A 17856-nucleotide genomic window follows, 5' to 3' on the forward strand; every position below is an offset into this window, starting at 1 on the left:
CTGGCCCCCCCACCCCCCCCCTCCCCCCCCCCCCCCACCCCCCCCCACCCCCCCCCCCCCCCCCCCCCCCCCCCCCCCCCCCCCCCCCCGTGCTTCGATGATCCGGCTTCGCCGGATCAGCAGCAGGCGACGGAAGCCCGTTGACCTTCGCGGTAGCCGATGCGCGATGGACCCGGAAGGATTCCGTTGCCGCCGCCGCTCACTGGGTCGGTGCGCAGGCTGTTTCACCCAGCACGACCTGGCCGCTGACACCCGAGGCCGGAAGGAACGTGACCGTCAGCATCGTCAGGCCGATGCTCCCGTCGCCCGGCAGGGTCTGGGCGTTGAACACCGCGTTCGCCAGCACCGTTCCGTTGGTCTTCTTGATCGGCGTCACATAGCCGACCGGAACCGGCTTCGGCGGAGCGGGGATGCCCGAAAGGCCGCTGTAGGTCCAGCCCGCGTTCGTCTGCGTCTGGGTCGCTTCACACTTCACGGTGAACGACGCGAGCTTGATGCGAGGGCCTCCCGCGCTCACCAGTGCCGAGAGCTCGACGTTCTTCCCCGTCGCGGTGGAGGTCGTGGCCGTGGTGTCGGTCTGCGGGTCCGTCACGGTGGTCGTGCAGGAGGAGGTGCCGCCACCGAAGCTGACACCCGTCTTGGACACCGGCGGCGCGGTCGCGCTGGTCGGTCCGTCGACCGAGCAGTAGCCCTGGACCGGAACCGTGGTCGTGGAACCGGCTTTGGTGAACTCGGCCGAGCCGATGTCCGCCACACCGGCTTGCGGATCGGCCTGCGCCGGCGCCGTGGTCGCGGCGAACCCGGCCACCAGGACGGCCCCCGCGAGCCCGGCTCGCCAGGCGATGGTTGTGCGCACTGCGCCCTCCTCGAGGCCGGAAGATCCGCGCGGCCGGCGGATCAGCTGCGAAGCAATCATGCGTAGCCCGGCCCCCTCCGGTGGCGGAAAGGCCGACAATCATTCGCCCGTGCGACGAGACTCACCCGGAAGAGGTGCGGCCGGAGGTTCCGGCGCCGCGCTCGGCCGGTTCCCGTTTCCTACCGCGGGGCCGTGCCCACCAGCCCCAGTTCGAGGAGGCTTTGCCCGCTGGCGGCGATGGCGTCTTCGGTCGAGCGCGGTCGCCAGCCGAGCACGGCGCGGGCGCGGCTGTTGTCGACGTGCCGGACGACCCCGAGGTTGCCGGTCATCTCCCGCAGCGCGGGTATCGCCGGGGCGCCCAGCCGCACGAAGACGTCCGGCATCCTGCGTCGCGCAACGCGGTCGGCCGCCTCGCCGAGGTGCTCGCGCAGGATCCGGGCGATACCGGCGAACGGCACGGCATCCCCGGCGGCCGCGATGAACCGCCGGCCGGCCGCGTCCGGGTGCGTCATCGCCCGTAGCTGCAGGTCCGCCACGTCACGCACGTCGACCACCGCGGTGAACAGGTTCGGGATTCCCGGCGGCCGGCCGTGCAGCATGCCGTGGATGAGCTGCAGCGACCCGGACAGGCGCACCCCGCTCGCGGGGCCGAAGATCCCGACCGGATTGACGACCGTCAGCTGCATGTCGCCACCGCCCGGTTCGGCGAGAAGATCCCAGGCGGCTCGCTCGGCGAGGGTCTTGGACTTGATGTAGGGCGTGACACCGGGCCCGCTCAGCGCGGTCCAGTCTTCCTCCGTGAAGGCGTGCGGCGTCGGCGGATGTCCGTAGCCGATGGCGCCGAAGGACGACGTGAGCACCGTGCGGTGCACACCGGCGGCCCGTGCGGCCCGGAGCACTCGCAGCGTCCCTCCGCGCGCGGGGACGATCAGGTCGTCCTCGTGCTCGGGCCGGCTCGCGGGGAACGGCGAGGCGACGTGCAGCACGTAGCGGCAGCCGGCGACGGCGGCCGCCCAGTGCTCGTCGTGCCCCAGATCGGCCACGGCGAAGGCGAGCCGGTCGGTGCCCGGTGCGCCCGCCGCGGCCACGGCGGCACGGACGTCACGTTCGGCAGCGGTGCGGCGCACCGTGGTGCGGACCCGGTAACCCGCCTCGAGCAGCTGGGCGATGCAGTGCGTGGCCAGGAACCCGGTGCCGCCGGTGACCAGGACGAGGTCGTCCGTCATGTCCATCTCCTTGTTGAAAACGCGTTGTCGAAACCGTACAGTCGAAAGTACGTTTTCGACAACCAGGGAGGGCACATGAGCGGTACGCCGGCTTCGCGGCGCAAGCGCCTGACATCCGAGCGTGAGCAGCTGATCCTGCAGATCACCTTCGACCTGGTCGCGGAGGTCGGTTACGAGCGCGCGACCGTCGACGAGGTGGCGCGCCGGGCCAGGGCCAGCACCGCGACGCTGTATCGGCAGTGGGACAGCAAACCCAAGCTGGTCATCACGGCGCTGCTGGCCCGGAAGTACCCGCCGCTGCCCGAAGTGGACACCGGTGACCTGCGCGGAGACCTGGTCGCCCTCGCCCGGCTGATACCGCCTCCGCATCCCGCCGGAGCTCCGACCCTGGGAATCTGGCAGGCGGTCCTCGCCGAACCGGAACTGGCGCAGGCACTGCGTGAAGTGTTGTTCGCCCCGCACCTGCGCGCCCTGGCGGCGATCCTGCGGCGTCACGTCGACCGCGGCGCCATCCGGCCGGACAACCCGGCACTGGCGCACGCCGAGATGTTCCTGCTGGGGAGCGTCTTCGTCGAGAAGCTCTTCACCGGCACCGAAGCGACCGCCGACCAGTTGGTCGCCGTCATCGACGCCGTGCTGCTGCCCGCGCTGACCGCGCCTGCCTGACCGTCGGTCCGCGAGGACTGCCGGCCAGGCGACGCGCGCCTAAAGTTCTCTCATGACGTCCTCGCCAGTCGACCCGGTCGCGCCGCCGGCGGCATACCTCTCCGCCGCCGAGTACAACCTCGCCTACCCCGACGCTCCGGTACCCGCCGACGAATCCGACCGAGAGACGTCCGAGCGGTTCACCGGCACCGGGTTGACCGACGACATCACCGGCAGCGGCGAAACCTGCCTCCTGCTCTTCCTGCCCGGCGGCGTTCCCGGCCCCCGCGAGCGGGACAAGACCGGAGTCGTCCTGGCCGGCCGGCACGGTGATGGCCCCTATCTCGTCCTCGCGGAGGGCGTGCCGCTGCGCCGGGCGTGGGAAGCCTTGACCGCCGACCGGCCGGATGGTCTCCTGGCCGCGCACGCGACCCTGCAGGCTTTGCCGGCCGTGCCGGCGCCCCTCGACCGCGCCGCGCAGCTTCCCTGACCAGAACGGCAGGACGGCCACCCCGAGTCGAGCGCGAAAGCAGCCTTACCGGGCCTACCAGGGCAGTTCGCCGCTCTCGTCCTGGAGGGTTCCGGTCGGGCCGTCCGCGGCGAGGACAGCCAGGCGCACGACCGTCTTGGCACTCTCGGCAGGCGGCCGTCCGATGCCGAACGCGGCGGTCATGTCGGTGGCGGCGGTGCCGGGCTCGACGGCGTTGAACTTGATGCCCGGCTGCGACTTCGCGTACTGGACCGTCAGCATGGTCGCCGCGGCCTTGGACGCGGAGTAGAGCGCGAGCGGCAGCCCGAACTCCGGCCGGTCCGGGTTGGTCACCGCCCAGAACGAACCGGCGCTGCTGGACACCGTGACCACGGTCGGGTTCGAGGACTTGCGCAGCAGGGGCAACGCGGCTTCGGTGACCCGCACGAGCCCGACGGCGTTGGTGTCGAACACCCGCAACGCCGTCGGGCCGTCGAGGGAGCCGCCACCGAGGACACCCGCGTTGTTGACCAGAACGTCGAGGCGACCCTCGGCGGCGTCGATCGTGGCCAAAGCTCTGGTCACCGAGGCGTCGTCGGTGACGTCGAGCTGCACGAACCGTGCGCCGAGCTCGGCTGCGGCCTTCTCCCCCCGCTCGGCGTCGCGGGCACCGACGTAGACGGTGTGGCCGTGCCGCAGAAGCAGTTTCGCGGTCTCGAACCCGATGCCCTTGTTGGCGCCGGTGATCAGGGTGACGGTCATGGATCTTCCTCTCAGCGGGTGAGCTGCCGGCGCAGCTCGCCGGCGTCGTGCAGGGCGGCCATGTGGACGAACCGTCCGTTGTGGACCCGGTAGATGGCGTATTCGGTGATCTCGAACGAGGCTCCGGTCGGTGCCACGCCGAGCCATTCCCGCACCGGGGTGCCGGTGTTGACCAGGCGCGCGGCCAGGCGGTCACCGTCCAAGAGCAGGTCCTGGAGCTCCCAGTGCAGATCGGGAACCGCGGCCACGTCGGCCTTCTGGACGGCGATGAGGTCGTCGCGGGTGGCCGGCTCACCGTTGAGGGTCGTCCGGTCGTCGATGAACTCGGCCATCCGGCCGAACTCGTGGGCGTTGAGCTCGCCCAGGTAGCGCTCGTAGAACTCACGCAGGTCGCGGTCGGGCATCTGCCGCCTCCGCTCTCGGTCCAATTCCGCATCGATCGATGCAGAACTCAACCGTAGCAGATTTCGCATCGATCACTACAGAAGTGGCGGGCGTCTCAGGAAAGCGGCCAGGCGCGCAAGGCCGCGTCGGCCATCTCCTCCAGCTCGGCGCGGCCGACACCGCCGGCCGCCTGCACGGCGATGCCGTAGGCCAGGGCCGTGAGGTAGCGGGCCAGCAGGGCCGGGTCCGCCCCGGATGGCAGGTCACCCTCATCGACGGCTCGCGCGAACCGGTCACGGAGGGCCCGGTAGCCGTCTTCACGCCAGTCGATCAGCAGATCACGGGCGCCGCGGCCGGTGTCTCCGGTGACCAGGGCCCCTTGGACACCCAGGCAGCCGTGCGGACCGGCCGGCCGGGTGGTCGTCCTGATCGCCCCCGCGATGAGCGCGGTCGCGACTTCCAGCGCCGTGGGCTGGTCCAGCGCTCGCACGACATACGCGCTCGGGCCCTCGGTGTAGCGCTCCAACGCCTTGCGGAACAGCTCTTCCTTGTTGCCGAAGGTCGCATACATGCTGGTGGTGGAAATCCCCATGGCCTCGGTCAACGCGACCAGGCTCGCCCCTTCGTAGCCGTGTTCCCAAAAGACGAGCAGGGCGCGCTCGAGTGCCTCGTCGGGGTCGAATCCCCGTGGCCGCCCCGTCGAGCGACGCCGTCCGGTCTCCACGGCCACAGCCTACCTCTTTTCGCATCGATCGATACGGAACTGGGCGGAGGCCGAGCGGTGAGATCGCGAACCTCGCCGTCCACAACCGGGGACACGGCCTGGACGTGCTGTTCGCCAACGCCTCAGCCGAGAGCGTGGTCGAGCCACTCGTAGAGGATCTCTTCCGCACCGGGATTGCCCATGTGCCGGCGGTTTCCCCGGACCACGAGGTCCTTGCCGTGACCCCGGGTCGCCGCGAGAATGCTGTCCTCGATCGGGAAGATCGAGTCTTCCATCCCGTTGATGACGAGCAGCCGGCACGAGGGTGTGTCGAGCACGCCGGAGTCGAGGAGGCTGAACTTGCCCGCCTCAGCGGCGTACCGGGCCACGGCTGCCGCCGGATCCGGGTCGCGGTAACCGAACTTCCAGGCGAGCGCGTCGGCCAGGGCGAAGGGGTATTCCATCCGGTTCTGGGCGCCGATCCAGCCGGGGTCGAACATGTGGTGGCAGCCGGCGCCTTGGGCCACGACGGCGCGCAACCGGTCCGCGTGGGTGTGGGCGGCGCGCAGCGCGTAGTAGCCGCCGGTGCTGATGCCGCGGGCGAACACCTTTCCGATGTCGAACCCGTGCTCGTCGGCGGCGCCGGCTGTCCAGTCGAGAACGCTGCTCAGCAGCCGGTCCGGTGAGGCGGGATCGTTCGGCGCCGCGGGGCAGTCACCGGTCCCGGGGATCTCGAAGCTGACCGTCGCGTAGCCGCGCTCGACGTGGGCCTGGGTGCGCGGGGTGTGATCGGTCCGGTAGGCGTCGAGGCCACAGATGAACAGCAGGACGGGCCAGCCGGCCGCAGGCTTCGGACCTCGGGGCAGCCGGAGGTGGGCGGCGATGCCCGTGCCGAGATCGCCGGCGGCGGAGTCCAGGTGGGCGAAGGGGATCTCGATGGGGACGCTCGGCGGGTCGAGCAGCCGGCCGCCTCGTTCGTAGGCGGCTTTGCCCTTTTGCCAAGCCTGCCGGCTCAACGGTGACCGGTTGATGGGAAACCGCGCGATGCGGTACACCGCTGCCGCGCGCAGGTACAACTCCTTCGCTTCGGCCGCGCGGCGGACCGACGCAGCTTCGTCCGCGGCGGCGGCAAGGCGGTCGGCGACCGGGAAGAACGGCTTCGCGTAGTCGTCGGGACGCGACAAGATCGCCGGATCGTCGGCGAAGACGTCGCTCAGCTCGGCGAAGATCGGGTCGAAGTCGGCCACCCTGCCGTCGGTGAACGGGTAGCTCCCCGCCGCGCAGGGCGCCCGCCACTTCTGCGACCACAGTGCCGAGATCGAGTCATGGTGTGCGAAGCGGGGATACCCGTCGTAGCCGTTCTCCGCGGTCGATCGGACGTGGTAGGCGTTCGTGGTCATGACAGTGAGCCTCCGCTCCAGGTCGGGTAAGCCGGTCAGCTGAGCAGGCTGACGCCCAGGGCGAGCACGGCCAAGCCCTGCAGCGCAGCCCGCAGGACGATTACGCGGTCCCAGCTGCGCTGCCACGCGCGGACTTCGGCGGGAGCGTCGCCGGCGTCGGCCGCCGCGGTCAGCTTGCGGTTGATGGGGGCGCTGACGCGCAGGTAGACCAGCACCCAGATCACCAGCAGCACGAACGCGGCCGCCGCGGCCACCGATCCTGCGGGGTGCCCGGCGACGGCGGCCACCACCGCCGCGGCGGCCGCGGCGACAACCCCGAGGATGCCGGGAGCCGGCATCCGCCGATCGCCGAAACGGTGCACATTGCCCATCATCGAGGTGAGCGTCGCGTCGTCGACCCGCGCGAGAGCGGGGCGCTGGACGAGGGCGCAGAACGTGTCCGTGCCGTAGACGATCCCGGTGCTCAGGATCGCCACGAGGGCCGCGAAATGGGCGAAGGTGATCATGCCCGCTCCCTCGGCCGGCGCACCGGTTCCCAGAGGGGAATCCGGAAGGTCGCATAGGTGAACTTGCCGGTGATCTTCCCGGCGGCGTCGAAGTGGAAGACGTCCAGGCCGTGCCACTGCACCCGGCCGCCGTGGCGAAGCCGCGCGAACCAGCGCAACAGCGGAGTCGCTCGCCGGCCCTTGGCGCCGGTCAGGTCCAGCCGGCACACCCATCGGATCACCGCCCGGCCTCGCTCCTCGTCGACCACCTCGTCGTAGACGTCGAAGAACAGCTCCCCGTAGCGGCCGGCGAACTGCGGCGCCAAGGCCGCCCGGATCGCCGCGAGCCCGCGCAGCTCCGGACCGCGCCCAGGCAGGTAACGGGCGTCTTCGGCGAAGAAGGACATCACCCGGTCGAGGTCGGGATCGTTGAAGGAGGCCACGAACGCATCGATGGTCCGGCTCAGGCCGGCACTGCTGACCGTCATGGGCCCAGGTTATAAGAACACCGTCTCCTTAACAAGAGAACAGTGTTGCTTAAAACCTGGCGGTACTCTGACGGCCATCATGGATGCGGCGTTCCAGCGGGCCAGGCGCCCGGAACAGAAGGACCAGCGGCGCGAGACGATCCTCGCCACGGCAGGCGAACTCGCGCTCGAATCCAGCGTGACCCGGGTGAGCCTGGGCGACATCGCCACGGCGGTCGGCCTGGCCAAGTCCAACGTCCTGCGCTACTTCGGCACCCGCGAAGAGATCTACCTCCAGCTGACCATGCGGGAGGGCACCGGCTGGGCGGCCGCGGCCGGCGCCGCCCTCGAAGGCGAGAGCGGGGTCACGGCGGTCGCGGCCGCCCTGGCCGGCGCCTACGCCGACCGGCCGCTGTACTGCGACCTCACCATCCACACCGAAACGATGCTCGAACACAACGTCTCCGTCGCGGCACTGCGAGCCCACAAGCGATGGGCCGTGGACATGTACTTCACCCTCGGCCGGCAGATCTCCACCGCCTGCCCCCAGCTGGACGTCGCCGACGGCGCCGCGGTGGTCATGGCCGCCGGCGCGTTCGTCGCCAAGCTGTTCCCGCTCACCCGTCCCCCGCGGGCACTGCAGGAGCTGTACGAGCAGGAACCCGAGATCGCCGGGGTGTTCCCCCCGTTCCGGCCCACCCTGCAGCGCATGATCGCCGCCACCGCCGCCGGGCTGCCGAGCACGTCCTGAAGCGAGCCGTCCCGGCGCACTCGGCCAGGCCCGCGGCCGCCGAGCCGCCGCTTGATTCGGTCGCCCCGCGATCGGGCACCTCGCGCCGACACGCCACAGTGGAGCGTACAGCGCGGAGAACCCACCGCCCGGTCAGGTGAATCGCCGTCGCCGACGAGTGTCACAACCGCGCTGTTCACTCCCGAGGTCCGATGATCCTGCTGGCGATCCGAACCCGAGACTCCGGAGGCGACAGCCATCCTCTACGCCCTGGCCGCCCTGTTCCTGATCGTGGCACTGGTCAGCATCCGCCAGGACCGTCGGCGGTTCCGCAACGCGGTCCTGCTCGGCTTGGCCGTCGCCTGCCTGGTCATCGCGCTCCTCGACGACATCGACCGGCTTCCCCCGGAAACCGCCGGCGTCGTCGTGTTCTTCGTCCTCCTGGCACCGCTGGTCACGGTGCTGGTCCTGACGGTCTTCCTGCTCGCGAACGGGGTGACCATGATCCGGCGTGAGAGCCGGTCCCTGGGCAACCTCCTGTCCTTCCTCGCCGGCCTGGGGCTGCTGGCACTGGCGGTCCTGCTGGTCACCGCCCAGTACACCCAGCACCCGGCCATCGGCGCCGTGGCCGTCGCCGCATTGGCCGCGGTGTCCTACGTCAGCTTCCTGTTCTGCTGCTACCTGGGTTACGCCTTCCTGTACAGCCGGCTGCGCGTCCGTCCCGGCGTGGACTTCGTGATCGTGCTCGGCTCCCGGATCATCACCGGCAGGATCCCGCCGCTGCTGGCCGCCCGGCTCGACAAGACGATCGCCGTCTACCGGGACGAGCGCGACCGGGGCGGCGACCCGGTGGTCGTCGCCTCCGGCGGCCAGGGACCGGACGAAAACCAGCCCGAATCCCACGCCATGGCCGACTACCTCATCGCCTACGGCGTTCCCGCCGACAAAGTGCTCCGCGAAGACCGCTCGGCGACCACGGCGCAGAACCTCGCGTTCAGCCGCGAACTCATGCGGCAGCACCGGCCCGGGCACCGGTGCGTGGTCGTCACCAACAACTTCCACGCCTTCCGCGCCGCGATCCTTGCCCGCACGGCGAAGGTGAACGGACAGGTCGTCGGCGCACCGACCGCCCTCTACTACTGGCCCAGCGCCACCATCCGGGAGTTCACCGCCATCCTCATGGAGCACCGGCTCGTCAACTTCGGCGTGACGGGGTTGCTCGCGCTCACCGGCTTCCTGGCCGCGCTCCCCTGAACTCGCCTCCGGCGCCCCACCGGACCACCACCCCGACGCCGGGTCCCGGAACCGAAATTCGGAAATGCGGGCAACAGGAGAAACCGGGCTCCATCGTCGTGGCCGGTGTCGCGGCGCGCGACCTTAGCCGAACACCGCGCCGCCCGCCACCCGTCGAACACGAATCGCATTAATCTCGACCAGTCCCAAAAAATCGCCGTCTACGCGAATTCGACCAAGGTCTTCCGCCATTCGACGACGCCTACTCTGCCGAATGGCACAATCCGACGTGCCCGTTCCGCCGACAGGGTGACAGCGGCCGGCCATGACTCTTTGTGATGCACCTGCTGTCCGCGAGGGCAAATCACTCCCACGCGCTTGACAACGGCAGAAACCCGGTTCACAAGACAGATTCACGAATTACATTATTGTTGTTCAAGAATTGCACCCATGATGCCTTGACCGTGGAACGGCAACGATCGTAAGGTCGAGATCGCCCAGATCGGGAAGGTTCGTAAATTGACTCGAATCATTCATCAATTGGCATTCAACGAGAATCATTGGCCCCTGTTGCCGGGAGTGCCGGAAGCGCTGGCCGGCTCACTCGCCACCATCAACCTGACCGGTGACGCACTCGCCGCGCGGCTGGAACGGCGACTGGCCGAGGACCTCGGCACGACGGCGGGCCGGGTGGTCGCCGGCGCGGGTTCCGGGGCTCTGCTGCAGCAGTTCCTGACCGCGCACTGCGCGCCGGGCTCGACCGTGGTGCACACCGAGCCGTCGTTCGACCTCTACCCGCTGCTGATCCGCAACGCGGGAGCGGAGCCGGTCGCGGTGCCCGCGGCTGAAGACGACCGGCAGGATTTCGCCGCCCTCGCCGGAGCCGTCGACGAGCGGACCCGGGTCGTGCTGGTGTGCAACCCGAACAACCCGACCGGCGAAGTCCTGGGCTTGCCGTGGCTGCGATCCCTGCTCGCCGCGCTGCCGCCGCACGTGCTCGTGCTGGTCGACGAGGCGTACCGCGAATTTGCCGACCCCGTCCTGATCGGGGACGCGACAACGTTGTCGGATCCGCGCCTGACCGTGGTTCGCACCTTCTCCAAGTCGCACGGCCTGCTCGGCCTGCGAGTCGGTTACCTCGTCGGGGCGGAAGAAGTGGTGGGGCCCCTGCGGCGGACGGCGCCGTTCCACCGCGTGCCCACCGTCGCGCAAGCCGCCGCGCTGGCCGCTCTCGACGCCGGTGACCGGATGCGCGCGCAGTGCCGGGAGGTGGCCGCGGAACGGGACCGGGTCCGCGCGGGCCTGCACGAACTGGGCTTCGACGTCCCGCCCAGCGGGGGGAACTACCTCTGGGTGCGGCTCGGGCCGCGCAACCAGGAGTTCATCACGCACCTGGCCGAACACGGGGTGGCGGTGCGGGAAGTCGCCGGTGGCGTCCGCGTGAGCACCGGGCTCCCCGAGGCCAACGACGCCGTGCTCGCCGCGGCCCGCTCGTTCACCACCCACCCGCTCGTCACGGAGGCCGCGCGATGACCGGCACGATGAGCCAGGCGCTCGAGGCAGGCGACCGGTCCGAGGTGATCCGCGGCGCCCTCGTCCGGCGGCGTTCCGGGGCCGGCGACCGGTTCGACGAGCTGACGCACTACGCCATGGCTGTGCCGGGCAAGCTGCTGCGCCCGTTGATGCTCGTCACGGCCGCAGAAGCGGTCGGCGGCGCCGCCGAGAACACGCTGCCCGCGGCGGTGGCGGTCGAACACCTGCACGTGGCCTCGTTGGTGCACGACGACATCATCGACGGCGACGACCTGCGCCGCGGCCGCCCTTCGGTGCACGCGCGCTACGGCGTCGCGGACGCCATCGTCACCGGGGACGCCCTGCTGTTCGACCTGTTCGCCGCGGTCGCCGAATGCCGCGCACCGGCGCAGGTGGTGGTGGCGGTCGTCGACGAGCTGGCTCGCTCGGGCGGTGATCTGTGCCGTGGGCAGGTGCTGGAGTCGGCTTTGACACCGCCGGGGCCGCATCGGCCGGGGAGCCGGTTGGCGGACTACCTCGACGTCGCCGCGTTGAAGACGGGGGCGTTGTTCCGCGCCGCGTGCCGGGCCGGCGCACTGCTCGGCGGCGGTTCGGCCGAGCAGGTCGACCTGCTCGGCGACTACGGCCGGCACACCGGCGTGGCCTTCCAGATGTACGACGATCTCCTGCCCTACCTGGACTCCGGCCGGACCGGCAAGCCCGATGCCAGCGACGCCGCCAACCTCCGGCCGACCTGGCCGGTGCTGATCGCGCACCGCGACGGCCGGCCGGAACACCGAAAGGCCGTCGAGACCGCGCTTTCCGGCTCGCTCACCCCGGCCGAGGCACTCGAGTCGCTGCGGCTCGCGGTGATCGGCAGTGGCGCGCTCGACACCGCTCGCCACCTCGCGCGGGAGCGCTCCGGCATCGCGGTGGCGCGCCTGCGGGAGCTGCCGGGAGCCGAGGCCGCCGACCGACTGGCCGGCATCGCCGAGCTCGCCGTCGACCGTGACCACTGAGGCACGCGCCCCCGGGATCGCCGGGCGGACGGTACGGGGACGAGCGCAGGCGCACTGGGAGACGTGGCGGCCCTACACGACGTGCTACCCGGCCCTGCTCGGGCTCGCCGGGGTGCTGCTCGCCGGGGGCCGGCACCCCGCAGAGATCGCCGCCGCGGTGCTCGCTCCGGTGCTGGGCTGGATTTCCGGGCACTACCTCGGCGACTACTTCGACCGGCACCTGGACGCGATCGCGAAGCCGCAGCGGCCGATCCCGTCCGGGCGGTTGTCCCCCACCGCGGCGCTGACCGCGGGCATCGGCTGCGCGACGGCGTCGCTGGCGGTCGCGGTCGCGCTCAACTGGCGCATCCTGCCGGTCTTCGCGCTGGCGATGGGCGGCGTCGTCGCCTACAGCGCCGTCTTCAAGCGGATGGGGTTCAGCGGGAACCTGAGCCGGGGTGTGCTGTCGGCACTGGCGCTGGTGATCGGCGCGATGACCGCCGTCCCCTGGCCGCCGATGGCGCTGCTGCCGGTGGCCGCGGGATTTTTGCTGCACGACACCGCGTCCAACCTGATCGGCACCGTGCGGGACGTCGACGGCGACCGCGCCGGCGGCTACCACTCGGTGCCGGTGCGGCACGGCGTCGCGACCGCGGTCAAGCTCGCGAGCGGGCTGTGGCTGGCGGGCACCACCGCGGTCGGCCTCGGCGCCCTGGTCGCCGCGCGGCCGGGCGCGCAGCTCGCGCTGGTCGTCGTGGCCGCGCTGCTGGGCGGCTGCGCGTTCTCGGTGGCACGGCCGGTGTCGCTCACGGCCCGGCGAGCCCTCCGCTCGCACGAGCTCCTGGTCGCCGAACGCCTGGTGCTGACCGCCGCGGTGGTCGCGGGGGCCGCCGGCGCCGGCACCGCCTTGCCGGTGCTGGTGCCGGCGCTCGTCTTCTCACTCGCTCTGCAAAGCCGGATGCGGTCCCGGCACGAGTTCCCGGACGGCACACCGAACAAGGGAGACAGGCCATGAGCTCGGTCCACACCGGCACGGTGGCGGAACTGGAAACCGCGATCTCGGCGGGGGCGCGGGACCTGTTCGGGGCCCAGCGTGCGGACGGGGTGTTCGACTTCGGGGCGAGCACCCTGCGCTCCACCCTCGCGACCGCGGGGGCGATCACCGCGCTGCACTTCGCCGACCCGGGCGGCGCCGCGGACCTGATCGAAACGGGCGCCGACCGGCTGCGCCGCACCCGCAACGACGACGGGGGCTGGGCGATGGTGCCCGGTCTGCCGAGTGAACCGGGCCCGACCGCGGTGTCGGCGGCGGCCCTGCACCTGATCGACCCGGCCGGCAACGCACCGGTGGTCGAGGCCGGCCGGCGGTGGATGGCGGACTACGGCGGCCTGGAGGCGATCCCGCACCCGGAAGTCGTGCTGTGGTGCCGCCAGTTCTACGGGTTCGCCGGCTGGCTCGCCCCGGAGCGGATGCGCCGGTTCCCACTGGAGCTCGCGCTCGTGCCGGGCCTGTACCGGCGGCTGTTCGACCTGCGGCTGCCGATGGCCTCGGCGCTCGGGCTCGCGCAGGTCCGGCACCGGCCGCTGACCCGGCTGCAGCGATCGCTGGCCCGCCGGGCGGAGCCGAACGCGCTGCTGGGCATCCGGCAGGCCTTCGAACACGAGGGGTCCGCCGGCTCCTGGTCGGAGGACGCCTGGGTCACCGGGCTGGTCTGCATCGGCCTCGCGCGGGCCGGGCTCGGCCAGGACATGGTCGACGCGGCGGTGCGGTGGTTCCGCCGCACCATGCACCCCGACGGCTCGTGGGCGACGACCCCGCTGGACGCGGCCTGGACGATGTACGCGGTCCGCGGCCTGATCGAGGCCGGCTATCGCGACGACGAACGGCTGGCGGTGTCGCGGGACCTGTTCGTGCGCCTGCAGCAGCACCGGCCGTTCCTCGCGTTCGCCTGCCCGCCGGGGTTCTGGGGCTGGTCGGGTGCGGTGGGGTGGCCCGCGGTGCTGGAGACCGGCGAGATCGTCTCCGCGCTGGCGAAGCTGCCCGGGCAGGACCAAGCCGACGCCGTCCGCACCGGCGCGGCTTGGCTCGGGGATCGCCAGGACAGCCGTGGTTCGTGGGGACTCTGCGTGCGCAACACCAAGGTCGCCAACAGCGGCCCGTGCCCGATGACGACGGCGCAGGCCGTCGACGCCCTGCTCGACGCGGGAGTTTCCGTTCGTGGCAAACGGATCCGGCGCGCGGTGCGGTGGCTGGGCCGAGCGCAGCTGCCCGACGGCAGCTACGAGTCGGTGTGGTACCGCGAGCACACGATGGGCACCGCGGCGGTGCTGGAAACCTTCGCTCGCTGCGGTGCCGCCGACGGCGAAGCGGGGACCCGCGCACGGTCGTGGCTGCTCGGCGCGCGCAACGACGACGGCTCGTGGGGTGACGGGCACGGCGCGCCCGGGACCGTCGAGGAGACCGGCTGGGCGGTGTCGTCCCTGCTGGCGGCGGGTGCGGAACCGGCCGCGGTGGCGGCCGGGGTCCGCTGGCTGCTGGACGCCCGCGTCGCCGGCGGCGGGTGGCCCGCCGAACCGGTGCACGAATACGTCCGCCGGGTCAGCCGCTACGCCAACCCGGGGTTCACCACCGGTATGGCGTTGCGGGCGTTGGGCCGCTACCGGGCGGTGGCCCGATGAGCGCGCCGGACGTCGTCGTCTGCGGAGCCGGTGTGGCGGGCCTCGCCGCCGCCTGCGCGCTGGGGCGGCTGGGGCAGCGAGTCCTCGTGCTGGAGAAACAGCCCGTGCCCGCGCCCGTGGCCAAAGGTGAGGTGCTGCAACCGGGCTCGCTGGCGATCCTGCACGACTGGGGCGTGACCGACCGGCTCGAAGCCGCCGGGGCGGTGAGGTTGTCACGCCTGGTCGCCCGCGCCGCGGACGGCTCACCACGCATGGTGCTCGACTACGCCCGGCTTCCGGCCGCGCAGCCGTGGTTGCTGGCCCACGACTACCAGGCGATCCTCGACGCGTTGACCGACGCGCTCCCGGACAACGTCGAGGTGCGCCGGGGCGTGCACGTCCGCGAACCGCTGCGGGCCGGCGGCCGGGTGGCCGGCGTCCGGTGCGAGGACGGGGACATCCCCGCGACGCTCGTCGTGGCGGCCGATGGCATGTCCTCTCGGCTGCGCACCGCCGCCGGGCTGAGCGCGCGGCGGCAGGACTACCCGCATCGCTTGGCGGCGTTCGAACTGCACGACGTCGCCGAGCTCGAACCGGACTTCTCGGCCTACGTCACCGATGGCGGGTTGCGGCTGCACTACCCCCTGCCCGGCCGCCGGGTCCGGCTCTACGTCCAGGTCGGCCCCGGCGAGCTGCGCGGGATCGGCCCGGACGGGCTGCGGACGTGGGCGGACGGCGTGCTCGACGGCTGTCCCGGCCTGGCGCCGCTGGCCGCGGCGTTCCGCGCCGCGCTCGAGCGCCGTCAGGTGCTGCCGGTGTCCCGGTCGACGGCGGAAACCTTGGTCGCGCCGGGGATCGCGCTGGTCGGCGAGAGCGGGCACTCGGTGCACCCGATGGCGGCGCAAGGCATGAACAGCTCGATCGCGGACGCCCACGAGCTGGCCGCGATGGTGCGCCAGGGCGGCACACTGACCGCCGACGTCCTCGACCACGCGTTGCGCCGCTACGACGAAGCGCGCCAGGCCAACCTGGCCCACATCGGGCGGACGAGTCACAACGCCGCGCGGATGATCACGACCCGGTCCTGGGTCGGCCGCCGGGCGCTGGCCGGCACCGGCCGCAACGACCGTCTCCGGCACGAAGTCATGCACACGATGTCGGGGCTCGGGGTGCGCCGGCTCACCCCGCTGGACCGGCTGCACCAGATCGAACTGCTGCCCGACCCGCGGGCGGCCCGGCTCCCCGCCTGGGTGAACCGGGCGGTCTCCGGGGAGCCGGCCCGATGAGTCCGGGCCGGTCCGGCCCGGTGCGTTTTCCCCGCGGCGTCAGGGAAAACGCACCGGGGGACTCACCCGCGGGCGTACTCCAGGATCACCAGGCCGTCCGCCCCCTCGATCCGCCCACACGGTTTCAGACCGGCAGCGGTGGCGAGCGCGTCGAAGTCCTCCGGCCGCCGTTCCCGGCCGCCGAGCAGGGTCAGCGACTGCAGGTCGAACGACGAGTTGTTCTTGGCGTGCTCCGCGCCGGCGAGCACCTCCACCACGAGCACCCGGCCGTCCTCCGGAACCGCCTCCGCGCAGCGGCTCAGGATCCGGGTGGCGTCCGCGTCGGGCCAATCGGTCAGCACGCGGGAAACCATCAGCACGTGGTATCCGGTGGGCAGCGGGTCGAAGAAGCTGCCGCCGGCGAACTTCGCCCGGTCGCCCAGCCGGGCGAGGAACTCCTCGGCCTCCGGCCGGACCTCGGGCAGGTCCAGCACCGCGCCGCTCAGGTGGGGGTGCGCGGTCAGCACGGCCGCCAGCAGCGCGCCGGTGCCGCCGCCCACGTCGAGCACGCTCGGCACGGCGCTCCAGTCGTGGCGGGCGGCGACCTCGGGACCGGTCTGCCAGGCGAACCCGGCCATCGTCGCGCCGAAGAACGACCGCAGCTCTTCGTCGTCGCGGTAGTCCGCCCAGAAGTCCCGGCCGTGCACCGCACCGTAGGCCGAGGCGCCGGTGCGGACGGCGTGCAGCATCCCGCTGTAGGCCAGATCCATCTTCAGGCCGGGACCGTCGGCGTCGAGCCACGACCGCAGCAGCGCGTTCTGCTCGTCCAGCAGGGCCCGGGACACCGGGGTCAGCTCGTGCTCGCCCGGTGCGGGCTCGGCGAACAGCCCGACCGCCACGAGGTGGCGCAGCAGGCGGGCCAGCGCGTCCGGATCGGTGCCGGACGCCCGCGCCAGCGCCGCTGTCGTGGTGCACCCGTCCCGCACCAGCTCGGGCAGCTTCAACGCGACCGCGGACCGCACCGCGAACGGCGTGGCGAGGTCGACGAGAGCGGCGAGGGCGGCGGTGCCGGTGGTCTCACTGGTCACGGTGGTCCTTTCGGGAATGTCCCGCAGAGGGATTCGATGACCTTCTGAAGATGACACGAAAAACCGGCTCGGACAAGTTTCCGGGAATATTCGACCATCCGTTCCGCGTGATGCGGAACGGCTTTCAGGAATGAGCGGAAAATGATTTCTCTTGACGTTCGCCCCCTCACCGGGGCGCTGGGCGCCGAGATCCGCGGGGTTGCGCTCGCCGACGTCGACGACGCCCTGTTCGACCGGATCCACCAGCTGCTGCTCAAGCACCTGGTGCTGTTCTTCCGCGACGAAGCCGGGCTCACCCCCGCCGATCACAAGGCCTTCGGCAGCCGCTTCGGGCCGCTCGAAGTGCACCAGTTCCTGCCCAAGCTGGCCGAGCACGAGGAAATCGTCGTCCTCGACTCCGACCAGGGCGCCAAGGCGGACGTGTGGCACACCGACGTCACCTACGCGGCGTCCCCGCCGATCGCCTCGATCCTGCAGATCGTGCAGTCGCCGGAAGTCGGTGGTGACACGATGTGGAGCAACCAGTACCTGGCCTACGAGGCGTTGTCCGAACCGCTCCGGGAACTGGCCGACGGGCTCACCGCGCTGCACGTGTTCGAATACGGGTCGTTCCGCAGCGAGGCCGAGCACCCCGTGGTCCGCGTGCACCCCGAAACCGGCAGGCGATCCCTCTACGTCAACCGGATGTTCACCAAGCGCATCCCGCAGCTGACCGCCGAAGAGAGCGCGGCGGTGCTGGCCACCCTGTTCGCCGTTTCCGAGAGCCCGCAACGGGTGTGCCGCTTCCGGTGGTCCGAGGGAGCCGTCGCCGTCTGGGACAACCGCGCCACCCAGCACCACGCCGTCAACGACTATTCGGCACGCCGGGTCGGCCGGCGGGTGACGGTGCTCGGCGACGAGCCCAAGGGCGACGGCGCACGCTGGCCGCACCACCGGGTGGCCGGCATGAGCGCGACCGCGGTCAAGGACTGACGC

At 71.7% G+C, this 17856-nt stretch carries 19 protein-coding genes; 10 read left to right on the top strand and 9 right to left on the bottom strand.

Annotated features, from left to right (window positions below):
• Positions 1-199: 199 nt before the first annotated feature.
• Together ACZ63E_RS26075 and ACZ63E_RS26080 are read right to left on the bottom strand one after the other, a co-directional pair.
• Complete coding sequence (locus ACZ63E_RS26075) at positions 200-856, bottom strand: hypothetical protein (protein WP_465338726.1); 657 nt, start codon at positions 854-856, stop codon at positions 200-202.
• A 179-nt stretch (positions 857-1035) separates the two neighbouring features.
• The gene (locus ACZ63E_RS26080; protein ID WP_465338727.1) at positions 1036-2082 is read right to left on the bottom strand and encodes an SDR family oxidoreductase; all 1047 of its coding nucleotides are present in this window, start codon (positions 2080-2082) and stop codon (positions 1036-1038) included.
• A 75-nt stretch (positions 2083-2157) separates the two neighbouring features.
• Here ACZ63E_RS26080 and ACZ63E_RS26085 point away from each other — a divergent pair, with 75 nt between their 5' ends.
• Together ACZ63E_RS26085 and ACZ63E_RS26090 are read left to right on the top strand one after the other, a co-directional pair.
• Positions 2158-2748 (top strand): TetR/AcrR family transcriptional regulator, encoded by a 591-nt coding sequence (locus tag ACZ63E_RS26085; RefSeq protein ID WP_465338728.1) that lies wholly within the window; start codon positions 2158-2160, stop codon positions 2746-2748.
• 52 nt (positions 2749-2800) lie between these two features.
• On the top strand, positions 2801-3217 hold the full coding sequence (locus tag ACZ63E_RS26090; RefSeq protein WP_465338729.1) for a hypothetical protein: 417 nt from the start codon (positions 2801-2803) through the stop codon (positions 3215-3217).
• 54 nt (positions 3218-3271) lie between these two features.
• Here the strand turns inward: ACZ63E_RS26090 and ACZ63E_RS26095 are convergent, their stop codons facing one another.
• The 6 genes from ACZ63E_RS26095 to ACZ63E_RS26120 all read right to left on the bottom strand — a co-directional run bounded on the left by ACZ63E_RS26095 (position 3272) and on the right by ACZ63E_RS26120 (position 7418).
• Positions 3272-3958 carry an SDR family NAD(P)-dependent oxidoreductase gene (locus ACZ63E_RS26095; RefSeq protein ID WP_465338730.1) on the bottom strand — a complete coding sequence of 229 codons (687 nt, stop codon included), beginning with the start codon at positions 3956-3958 and terminating at the stop codon, positions 3272-3274.
• Positions 3959-3969: 11 nt separating this feature from the next.
• On the bottom strand, positions 3970-4362 hold the full coding sequence (locus ACZ63E_RS26100) for an ester cyclase (RefSeq protein WP_465338731.1): 393 nt from the start codon (positions 4360-4362) through the stop codon (positions 3970-3972).
• A 95-nt stretch (positions 4363-4457) separates the two neighbouring features.
• Positions 4458-5066, bottom strand: a complete 609-nt coding sequence (locus tag ACZ63E_RS26105) for a TetR/AcrR family transcriptional regulator (RefSeq protein WP_465338732.1) — start codon at positions 5064-5066, stop codon at positions 4458-4460.
• A gap of 122 nt (positions 5067-5188) precedes the next feature.
• Positions 5189-6445 carry an alpha/beta hydrolase family protein gene (locus ACZ63E_RS26110; RefSeq protein WP_465338733.1) on the bottom strand — a complete coding sequence of 419 codons (1257 nt, stop codon included), beginning with the start codon at positions 6443-6445 and terminating at the stop codon, positions 5189-5191.
• A 35-nt stretch (positions 6446-6480) separates the two neighbouring features.
• Positions 6481-6951, bottom strand: coding sequence for an anthrone oxygenase family protein (locus tag ACZ63E_RS26115; RefSeq protein WP_465338734.1), 471 nt, complete (start codon positions 6949-6951; stop codon positions 6481-6483).
• Entirely contained in the window at positions 6948-7418 is a 471-nt protein-coding gene (locus ACZ63E_RS26120) for a YybH family protein (RefSeq protein WP_465338735.1), read from the bottom strand. The genes ACZ63E_RS26115 and ACZ63E_RS26120 overlap by 4 nt, the downstream gene beginning before the upstream one ends.
• A gap of 79 nt (positions 7419-7497) precedes the next feature.
• On the opposite strand from ACZ63E_RS26120, the gene ACZ63E_RS26125 reads away from it, so the two are divergent.
• The 7 genes from ACZ63E_RS26125 (at position 7498) to ACZ63E_RS26155 (ending at position 15814) form a co-directional block, all read left to right on the top strand.
• Positions 7498-8148, top strand: a complete 651-nt coding sequence (locus tag ACZ63E_RS26125; protein WP_465338736.1) for a TetR/AcrR family transcriptional regulator — start codon at positions 7498-7500, stop codon at positions 8146-8148.
• Between the two features lie 270 nt (positions 8149-8418).
• Positions 8419-9381, top strand: coding sequence for a YdcF family protein (locus tag ACZ63E_RS26130; RefSeq protein WP_465338737.1), 963 nt, complete (start codon positions 8419-8421; stop codon positions 9379-9381).
• 519 nt (positions 9382-9900) lie between these two features.
• A complete protein-coding gene (locus ACZ63E_RS26135) occupies positions 9901-10893 on the top strand; it encodes an aminotransferase class I/II-fold pyridoxal phosphate-dependent enzyme (protein WP_465338738.1) in 993 nt (330 codons plus the stop codon).
• The gene (locus tag ACZ63E_RS26140) at positions 10890-11891 is read left to right on the top strand and encodes a polyprenyl synthetase family protein (protein WP_465338739.1); all 1002 of its coding nucleotides are present in this window, start codon (positions 10890-10892) and stop codon (positions 11889-11891) included. Before ACZ63E_RS26135 ends, ACZ63E_RS26140 begins: the two co-directional genes overlap by 4 nt.
• Positions 11881-12885: a UbiA family prenyltransferase gene (locus tag ACZ63E_RS26145; RefSeq protein ID WP_465338740.1), complete on the top strand. Its 1005-nt coding sequence runs from the start codon at positions 11881-11883 to the stop codon at positions 12883-12885. Before ACZ63E_RS26140 ends, ACZ63E_RS26145 begins: the two co-directional genes overlap by 11 nt.
• Positions 12882-14549: a prenyltransferase/squalene oxidase repeat-containing protein gene (locus tag ACZ63E_RS26150; protein WP_465338741.1), complete on the top strand. Its 1668-nt coding sequence runs from the start codon at positions 12882-12884 to the stop codon at positions 14547-14549. Before ACZ63E_RS26145 ends, ACZ63E_RS26150 begins: the two co-directional genes overlap by 4 nt.
• A complete protein-coding gene (locus tag ACZ63E_RS26155) occupies positions 14546-15814 on the top strand; it encodes an FAD-dependent oxidoreductase (RefSeq protein ID WP_465338742.1) in 1269 nt (422 codons plus the stop codon). The genes ACZ63E_RS26150 and ACZ63E_RS26155 overlap by 4 nt, the downstream gene beginning before the upstream one ends.
• A gap of 62 nt (positions 15815-15876) precedes the next feature.
• Here the strand turns inward: ACZ63E_RS26155 and ACZ63E_RS26160 are convergent, their stop codons facing one another.
• Positions 15877-16881, bottom strand: coding sequence for a methyltransferase (locus ACZ63E_RS26160; protein ID WP_465338743.1), 1005 nt, complete (start codon positions 16879-16881; stop codon positions 15877-15879).
• 141 nt (positions 16882-17022) lie between these two features.
• On the opposite strand from ACZ63E_RS26160, the gene ACZ63E_RS26165 reads away from it, so the two are divergent.
• A complete protein-coding gene (locus ACZ63E_RS26165) occupies positions 17023-17853 on the top strand; it encodes a TauD/TfdA dioxygenase family protein (protein WP_465338744.1) in 831 nt (276 codons plus the stop codon).
• The last annotated feature ends 3 nt before the right edge of the window (positions 17854-17856 follow it).

This window comes from Amycolatopsis sp. NPDC104819, assembly GCF_055583145.1.

Excerpts from the sequence above, each read along its gene's own strand:
- ACZ63E_RS26080 (WP_465338727.1), bottom strand. The coding sequence starts at position 2,082 with ATGACGGACGACCTCGTCCTGGTCACCGGCGGCACCGGGTTCCTGGCC.
- ACZ63E_RS26085 (WP_465338728.1), top strand. The coding sequence starts at position 2,158 with ATGAGCGGTACGCCGGCTTCGCGGCGCAAGCGCCTGACATCCGAGCGT.
- ACZ63E_RS26090 (WP_465338729.1), top strand. The coding sequence starts at position 2,801 with ATGACGTCCTCGCCAGTCGACCCGGTCGCGCCGCCGGCGGCATACCTC.
- ACZ63E_RS26095 (WP_465338730.1), bottom strand. The coding sequence starts at position 3,958 with ATGACCGTCACCCTGATCACCGGCGCCAACAAGGGCATCGGGTTCGAG.
- ACZ63E_RS26100 (WP_465338731.1), bottom strand. The coding sequence starts at position 4,362 with ATGCCCGACCGCGACCTGCGTGAGTTCTACGAGCGCTACCTGGGCGAG.
- ACZ63E_RS26110 (WP_465338733.1), bottom strand. The coding sequence starts at position 6,445 with ATGACCACGAACGCCTACCACGTCCGATCGACCGCGGAGAACGGCTAC.
- ACZ63E_RS26115 (WP_465338734.1), bottom strand. The coding sequence starts at position 6,951 with ATGATCACCTTCGCCCATTTCGCGGCCCTCGTGGCGATCCTGAGCACC.
- ACZ63E_RS26120 (WP_465338735.1), bottom strand. The coding sequence starts at position 7,418 with ATGACGGTCAGCAGTGCCGGCCTGAGCCGGACCATCGATGCGTTCGTG.
- ACZ63E_RS26125 (WP_465338736.1), top strand. The coding sequence starts at position 7,498 with ATGGATGCGGCGTTCCAGCGGGCCAGGCGCCCGGAACAGAAGGACCAG.
- ACZ63E_RS26140 (WP_465338739.1), top strand. The coding sequence starts at position 10,890 with ATGACCGGCACGATGAGCCAGGCGCTCGAGGCAGGCGACCGGTCCGAG.
- ACZ63E_RS26150 (WP_465338741.1), top strand. The coding sequence starts at position 12,882 with ATGAGCTCGGTCCACACCGGCACGGTGGCGGAACTGGAAACCGCGATC.
- ACZ63E_RS26155 (WP_465338742.1), top strand. The coding sequence starts at position 14,546 with ATGAGCGCGCCGGACGTCGTCGTCTGCGGAGCCGGTGTGGCGGGCCTC.
- ACZ63E_RS26165 (WP_465338744.1), top strand. The coding sequence starts at position 17,023 with ATGATTTCTCTTGACGTTCGCCCCCTCACCGGGGCGCTGGGCGCCGAG.